Annotated in this window: 10 protein-coding genes; 7 read left to right on the forward strand and 3 right to left on the reverse strand. The window is 57.7% G+C overall.

Annotation, left to right across the window (positions count from 1 at the left end; genetic code table 11):
• The first annotated feature begins 22 nt into the window (after positions 1-22).
• The 7 genes from HJ583_RS18360 (at position 23) to HJ583_RS18390 (ending at position 4,321) form a co-directional block, all read left to right on the forward strand.
• Positions 23-1,051 (forward strand): NADP-dependent oxidoreductase, encoded by a 1,029-nt coding sequence (locus HJ583_RS18360; protein WP_170023273.1) that lies wholly within the window; start codon positions 23-25, stop codon positions 1,049-1,051.
• Between the two features lie 29 nt (positions 1,052-1,080).
• Entirely contained in the window at positions 1,081-1,761 is a 681-nt protein-coding gene (locus tag HJ583_RS18365) for a type 1 glutamine amidotransferase domain-containing protein (protein WP_170023274.1), read from the forward strand.
• 48 nt (positions 1,762-1,809) lie between these two features.
• On the forward strand, positions 1,810-2,448 hold the full coding sequence (locus HJ583_RS18370; RefSeq protein WP_101940332.1) for an NAD(P)H-dependent oxidoreductase: 639 nt from the start codon (positions 1,810-1,812) through the stop codon (positions 2,446-2,448).
• Positions 2,449-2,524: 76 nt separating this feature from the next.
• The gene (locus HJ583_RS18375) at positions 2,525-2,824 is read left to right on the forward strand and encodes a putative quinol monooxygenase (protein WP_170023275.1); all 300 of its coding nucleotides are present in this window, start codon (positions 2,525-2,527) and stop codon (positions 2,822-2,824) included.
• A gap of 16 nt (positions 2,825-2,840) precedes the next feature.
• Positions 2,841-3,200: a DUF1304 domain-containing protein gene (locus HJ583_RS18380; RefSeq protein WP_101940330.1), complete on the forward strand. Its 360-nt coding sequence runs from the start codon at positions 2,841-2,843 to the stop codon at positions 3,198-3,200.
• A 76-nt stretch (positions 3,201-3,276) separates the two neighbouring features.
• Positions 3,277-3,663, forward strand: coding sequence for a VOC family protein (locus HJ583_RS18385; RefSeq protein WP_170023276.1), 387 nt, complete (start codon positions 3,277-3,279; stop codon positions 3,661-3,663).
• A gap of 205 nt (positions 3,664-3,868) precedes the next feature.
• Entirely contained in the window at positions 3,869-4,321 is a 453-nt protein-coding gene (locus HJ583_RS18390) for an Hsp20 family protein (RefSeq protein ID WP_170023277.1), read from the forward strand.
• A 183-nt stretch (positions 4,322-4,504) separates the two neighbouring features.
• On the opposite strand, the gene HJ583_RS18395 is transcribed toward HJ583_RS18390, so the two are convergent.
• The 3 genes from HJ583_RS18395 to HJ583_RS18405 form a co-directional block, all read right to left on the reverse strand.
• The gene (locus HJ583_RS18395) at positions 4,505-5,011 is read right to left on the reverse strand and encodes a hypothetical protein (RefSeq protein ID WP_170023278.1); all 507 of its coding nucleotides are present in this window, start codon (positions 5,009-5,011) and stop codon (positions 4,505-4,507) included.
• 462 nt (positions 5,012-5,473) lie between these two features.
• Complete coding sequence (locus HJ583_RS18400; RefSeq protein WP_173863649.1) at positions 5,474-6,157, reverse strand: hypothetical protein; 684 nt, start codon at positions 6,155-6,157, stop codon at positions 5,474-5,476.
• Between the two features lie 111 nt (positions 6,158-6,268).
• Positions 6,269-6,622 (reverse strand): energy transducer TonB, encoded by a 354-nt coding sequence (locus tag HJ583_RS18405; RefSeq protein ID WP_170023279.1) that lies wholly within the window; start codon positions 6,620-6,622, stop codon positions 6,269-6,271.
• Between the last annotated feature and the right edge of the window lie 210 nt (positions 6,623-6,832).

Genomic DNA, 6,832 nt, shown 5'->3' on the forward strand with positions numbered 1-6,832 from the left:
CGAAATGCCCGAGGACTTTCCCATGAGCGCACCTGCCTCTCTCAACCGCCGCATCGTGCTGGCTTCCCGCCCTGTCGGCGAGCCCACGGTCGCCAATTTCCGCCTCGAAACCGCGCCCGTACCGCAGCCCGCCCAGGGCCAGGTACTGCTGCGTGCGCTCTACCTTTCGCTGGATCCTTATATGCGTGGCCGTATGAGCGCCGCCAAGTCCTACGCCAAGCCGGTGGGGCTCGGCGATGTGATGGTGGGCGGCACGGTAAGCCGCGTCGAAAACTCGCTGCATCCGGATTTCAAGGCCGGTGACCTGGTGCTGGCCTACACCGGCTGGCAGGACTACTTCCTCTCCGACGGCAGTGGTCTGCACAAGCTCGGTGATCTCGCCCAGCCTTCCCTTGCGCTTGGCGTGCTGGGCATGCCCGGCTTCACCGCCTATATGGGCCTGCTCGATATCGGCCAGCCAAAGGCCGGCGAAACCGTGGTGGTCGCGGCCGCCAGTGGCGCGGTGGGCGCGGTGGTAGGGCAGATCGCCAAAATCCTCGGTTGCCGTGTGGTGGGCATTGCGGGTGGGGCGGAGAAATGCGCCTATGTGACGACAGAGCTCGGTTTCGATGCCTGTCTCGATCACCATGCGGACGACATGGCCGCACAACTTGCCGATGCCTGCCCGGCCGGGATCGACGTGTATTTCGAGAACGTCGGTGGCAAGGTCTTCGATGCCGTGCTGCCCCTGCTCAACACCAAGGCCCGCGTGCCCGTGTGCGGCCTGATCGCCAGCTACAACGCCACCGGCCTGCCGGAGGGGCCGGATCGCCTGCCGCTGCTGGCCAGCACCATTCTCAAGCAGCGCATCTGCATGCAGGGCTTCATCATTTTTGATGACTACGGCCATCGCTATCCGGAGTTCCTGCAGCAGATGGGCGAATGGTTTGCGGCCGGCCGGATCAAGTTCCGCGAAGACGTTGTGCATGGCCTCGAAGCCGCCCCCGAAGCACTCATCGGTCTGCTCAAGGGCCGCAACTTTGGCAAGCTGATCGTCAAGCTGGCCGACTGAACACCTCACCCCCTACACGGAGCAAAGCCATGAAAAACGTCCTCATCGTTCTCACCTCGCATGACCAGCTTGGCAACACCGGCCTCAAGACTGGCTTCTGGCTCGAAGAATTCGCCGCCCCCTACTATGTGTTCAAGGATGCCGGCCTCAACATTACCCTCGCTTCACCTAAGGGCGGCCAACCGCCGCTGGACCCCAAGAGCGACGAGCCAGACTTTCAGACCGAAGCCACCCATCGCTTCCGCGCCGATGCGGCGGCTGTGACTCATCTCGCCAGTACCCTGCGGCTCGCCGATATCCGACTCGCCGATTTCGACGCAGTGTTTTACCCCGGCGGCCACGGCCCGCTCTGGGATCTGGCTGAAGACCCGCACTCCATCGCCCTGATCGAAGCCGCCGTTGCCGCCGGTAAACCGCTGGGCACCGTGTGCCATGCTCCGGGTGTGCTGCGCCATACTAAAAATGCCGATGGCACGCCACTGGTGCAGGGCCGCCGTGTCACTGGGTTCACCAACACTGAAGAAGAGGCCGTGCAGCTCACGAAGGTTGTGCCCTTCCTCGTTGAGGATATGCTCCAGGCCAATGGCGGCCACTACAGCAAGGGGCCGGATTGGGCCCCGTACGCCGTGGTCGATGGCACACTGATCACTGGGCAGAATCCGGCCTCCTCCGAACTGGTCGCCCAGAAAATCCTTTTGGCATTATCCTGAAGCCCTCTGGTTTCATCCCCTCCCCTGAAACATCGAAAGTGAGTCCCCATGTCTGATCTGCTGAAAAAGCTCCAATGGCGCTACGCCACCAAGAAGTTCAACCCGGCGAAGCAGGTGCCGCAAGAGAAGATCGAGCGCATCCTCGAAGCCATTCGCCTCACCGCTACCTCCAGCGGCCTGCAGCCCTATGAAGTGATCGTCGTCAGCAATCCCGAGTTGCGTGCCCAGATCCAGCCGCATGCCTGGAACCAGGCCCAGATCACCGAAGCCTCGCACCTGCTGGTCTTTGCTGCATGGGATAACTACACCAGTGATCGCATCAACATGATGTTCGACCTCGTGAACGACGAGCGCGGCTTCAAAAACGAAGGCTGGGAAAACTATCGCCAGCAAGTGCTTGGCAGCTATGTGCCGCGCGATGCCGAGGTCAACTATCAGCACGCAGCTCGCCAGGCCTATATCGGACTCGGCACTGCGCTGATCGCCGCCGCTGAAGAAGGCGTGGACAGTACCCCGATGGAAGGCTTCGATCCGGTCAAGGTCGATGAAATCCTCGGCCTCAAGGCACGCGGCCTGCGTTCCGTCATCATCCTGCCGCTCGGCTACCGCGCCGACGAGGGCGACTGGCTGCAAAACCTGAAGAAGGTGCGCCGCAGTCGCGACAAGTTCATCATCGAACTCAAGTAAGCCATCTGCCGGGGAGCGCAGCATGCGCTGCCGCTCCCTGCGCCGCTTACCCTTATCCAGGATTCAAGGAAAACCCATGAGCATTTACGTGTTTGCCAGCGTTACCCCCAAAGCCGAGCACCTCGAAGCTGCCGAACAGATCCTGCGTGCCGCCGTCGTGCAATCGCGCAAGGAGCCCGGCTGCCTGCGCTACGACCTGTTCAAGTCCGTGCAGGGGGAGGCATCCTTCCAGTTCTACGAGGCGTATGTGGACCAAGCCGCGCTGGTCGCCCACGCCCAGTCTGCTCACTTCCTCACCCTCAAGGAACAGATCACCCCGCTGCTCGCTCAGCCGCTCACGATCAGCATCACCAGCGCCGTGGATGTAGCCGCCTGATCCAGCCCAAGCTTCCATGCAGACCGCCGCCAGCCTCGCTACCCTCCTCATCGCCCTGCTGCAAAGCTGGATCCTGATCCTGGAGATGTTTCTCTGGACTCACCCGCTCGGCAAGAAAACCTTCCGTCTGAGTGACGAGTTCGCGCAGGCCTCCCGTGTGCTGGCAGCGAATCAGGGGCTCTACAACGGTTTCCTCGCCGCCGGCCTGTTCTGGAGCCTGTGGCTGGGGCCGGAGGGCGTGGCGGTGCGCCTGTTCTTTCTCGGCTGCGTGCTGGTGGCCGGCATTTTCGGCGCCGCCACGGTCGGCAAGAAGATCCTCTTCGTGCAAGGCATTCCCGCCGCGCTGGCCATGGGGCTGGTGTGGCTGGCGGCCTGAGCTGCAGGCAGCGCTTTAGCCCTGAGCAGAGTGCAGACCTCAAAGCCATTCCCCAACCCAATCTGACGAGCCCGACATGATTGATCATCTTGACCACCTCGTTCTCACAAGCACCAATCTGGAAGCCACCATCCGCTTCTACACCGAGCAGCTGGGCATGTGTTACGAGCAGTTCGGCAACGGGCGGCATGCGCTGAAATTCGGCAACCAAAAAATCAATCTGCATGTGCGTGGCAGCGAGTTCGAGCCCAAGGCACATCTGCCTGTGCCGGGCGCGCTCGATCTGTGTTTCATCGCCGCCATCCCGCTGGATGAAGTGATCGCCCGTATTACCGAGGCTGGCGGAACGATCATTGAAGGTCCGGTGCAGCGCACGGGGGCCACCCACAAGCTTCGCTCGATCTACCTGCGCGATCCGGATCTCAACCTGATCGAAATATCAGAGCCCCTAGTGGATTGCTGACAAGGCGTTCTGGCTCGCACACCCGGGCAGCGCAGGGGCGATGCGCACCAAGAAGATCCAGGGAGCATTCAAAACAAGCCCAGATGGGGATAAAGCCACATGATTTCAAGCACTTGAAAATCATGTGTGGCGTACGCAGATAGGGAGGGCAGGCGCTCACGGTGAGGCCTGCTCAACCCTTATATCGCTTACGAGGATATGAAAAATGCGTACCTATGATTTCTCCCCGCTGTACCGTTCCGCCATCGGCTTCGATCGCCTGGCCCAGCTCGCCGAAACCGCGCTGCGCACCGAGCAGCCCAGCTACCCGCCCTACAACATCGAGCTGGTTTCGGAAGACAAATACCGCATCAGCATGGCCGTGGCCGGCTTCAGCCGCGATGAGCTGGACGTGGAAACCGAGAAGAACACCCTCAAGATCATCGGCAAGAAGGCCACAGAGCCCGGTGAGCGCACCTTCCTGCACCGCGGCATCGCCGCGCGCGATTTCGAGCAGCGCTTCCAGCTCGCCGACCATGTGAAAGTGGTCGCCGCCAGCTTCGAGAACGGCCTGCTCAATATCGAGCTCGAGCGCGAAATCCCCGAGGCCCACAAACCGCGCAAGATCCTCATCGACGGCGGCGAATCCCTGCCGCTGATCAGGGGTGAAGCCGCGTAAGTTCCAAAGCCCGCCCAACACAAAGCCCCCATCCGGAATGACCGGCGGGGGCTTTTGATTTTGGGGCTCATCCGGAGACTCGAACGGCGGGCCTTCAGGCGCAGGGCATCGTGAATAGCGCCACCCAACTCAACGTGTGTAGCGAAGTACAACAGATGTCGGAAGCTGCCGAGGGCGTGCTCGCTAATGACCCAAAAAGATGGCTACGAGCCCTGTAAAAAACACGACGAGGGCAACAGCACTGAGCGCCAGGCTTCGCTTCAGGAGCGCAAAAAAGAAGAGCCTTTCTTCAAATGCTGCGATGGATGCCAGAAGAACGAAGGAAGACGACCACAGATAGAAGCCAGGATGGGAGAGGAGGTCAGGTAAAAATGACCTCACCTGCTGCGCAACGGCCACATTCAGCGCTGCAGTCGAAACAAGCAGAAGCGTTCTGAAAAGGGTGTTTGGATAACTCGATCTGCTTGCTTCACGTCGTATTTCATCCAGCATGAGCAAATTGCTCAGCAGGCTGATGGCCTGAAGCGGCATACCGAGCAAGCCGACGGGAAACATGAAGGCCATGCCGAACAGGCCTGCCAGGGCGATCTGCGCACCAAGCGCGACTGTTCCGTTTTGCAATGTGCCTGTGGGCACAACAAAGCTGATGAGCCACAGAGCAATAGCGAAGCGTCGGAGATGTTGAGTCATGCAGACCAGGGGATGACTTCATGGGTTAGGGTGGGGGCATTGGTGAATTGCACTTCAAAGCTGAGACTGCGCGCTTGATACATCAACCGTGACCTTTACTTCTCGTTGAAAGAAGCGAGAAATCCAAGAGATACAGATAAGGCTGCTTATCGCAATGGATAGCACTACCCGAGGCCAGAGCCGTGAATCCAGTGCTCCTCCTGAAAAGAGCCTTTCGTAATATTCAGACTGAGCAACAGCCAAGCCGTTTGGTATAAATATTGTAATTATGGAGGTTGGAACTGGTGCGATAAGCATGGCAGTGATGAAACCCAATCCTACCGAAGCCAAACGCGACGTTGCCCCTTTGCGCCTCATGTGCCGAGCTATTACCACCGAAAAAATGATAAATGGGCTAGACAGTACAATCCAGATGAGTGCAACGATTAAAAATTTGACAACAACCTCAATCGCTACCATTTTCTATGGCCCCTCACGACGGAATTGTTGGGCATCAGTGCCCCTCTTCGCCCAGAGCTCATCAAAGTAAGCGGGCAGCTCTTCGAGAGGCGAGGCGTTCTGGAAGTACTTTGAATCGCGCGATTGGAACTCGATGAACCCAACCTGCATTTCAACAGCAAACTCGCCAAGGGCTTCATCGAGAAACAAGTAGCCGATCTGCCCGAAGATATTTTTTTCCTTTTCGTTGTAGCCATCAAAGAAAAGAACGATCCCAACTTTCGGATCATCTTTGGCAAGTAGATAGTGAACATCTTCAACGCGGATCGGCTTGCCTCCAAACTCAATGTTGTTCAGAGGTAGTCTGCGGGGGCGGAATTTGACCCACTCCCAGCGCTTAAGTGCTGGCGCACTTTTGTAGAGTGCCTCCACTGCCGCGAATGCGGCTTTTATTCCTCCAGCGCTGATGACGAATTCTCTTTTGCCGCCAATCGCTGGGCCGAACTCGAAGGTGAGATCCGGATGGATTTTTTGCATGGCTGAGGCCAACTTGTCGAAGGTCGCCTCGCGGTCTGACTCCCAAGAGAAAAGCATAGATTCATTGGTCGTGAACCATTTCCAAAAATCAGCTTCTGGTGAAGCTTGTGCTTTGGCGCCAAACAATCCGAAAACCATAAGAAAGACACCTTTCGCGAATACGCGGATCATGATGCCCAACGTTTGACGCGAGGGGCGGCCGGAGCCGCAGGCGGAGGGAATTTGAAGCACAGCTTCAAACCGTCCCTCTCGATGGAGGAGTTAGGGCGGAAATACTGCCGACTATTTTTCGATTTTAAAGGCAATGGGAATATTCAGCCAAGCTTCAATTGGCTGACCTTTGTTTCTAGCAGGACTGAATTTCCAGCTTTTAACTGCGGAAATAGCCGAGTCATCTAGTGCTTTGAATCCACTTGATTTTGAAATTTTCACTTCAACTGGATCGCCAGACTTTCCAACAAGAACATAGACAAAGACGGTACCTTCTTCGCCAGTGTTACGAGATTCTTTTGGATATATAGGAGCGCCATTCTTTGGTATTTGATTTGCGCTCTGAATCTCGTCGTCTTTTTCCAAAGACGTACAAGCAGTGAGTGATACTGCAATCAGAAGAGTAAGCGCTGCGTTTCGTAGCATTAACTGAGGCCTAACGTTTGACGTGAGGGGCCGCCGTAGCGGCGAAGCCGCGAAGGGAACCCACAAGCGCATCTTGTGGGCGATCCCTCTCGACGGACTAAAAAGGGACTTCCCACAGTCGCCGGAGGCGTAAGCCTCGCCGGCATCAAAGTGCCAAGATTGGGGTTGCGAAACTCAATCTGAATGGCGAAAGGGGAAGTCCATATGAAT

It is taken from the genome of Uliginosibacterium aquaticum, from assembly GCF_012972705.2.
Classification (GTDB): Bacteria; Pseudomonadota; Gammaproteobacteria; order Burkholderiales; family Rhodocyclaceae; genus Uliginosibacterium; species Uliginosibacterium aquaticum.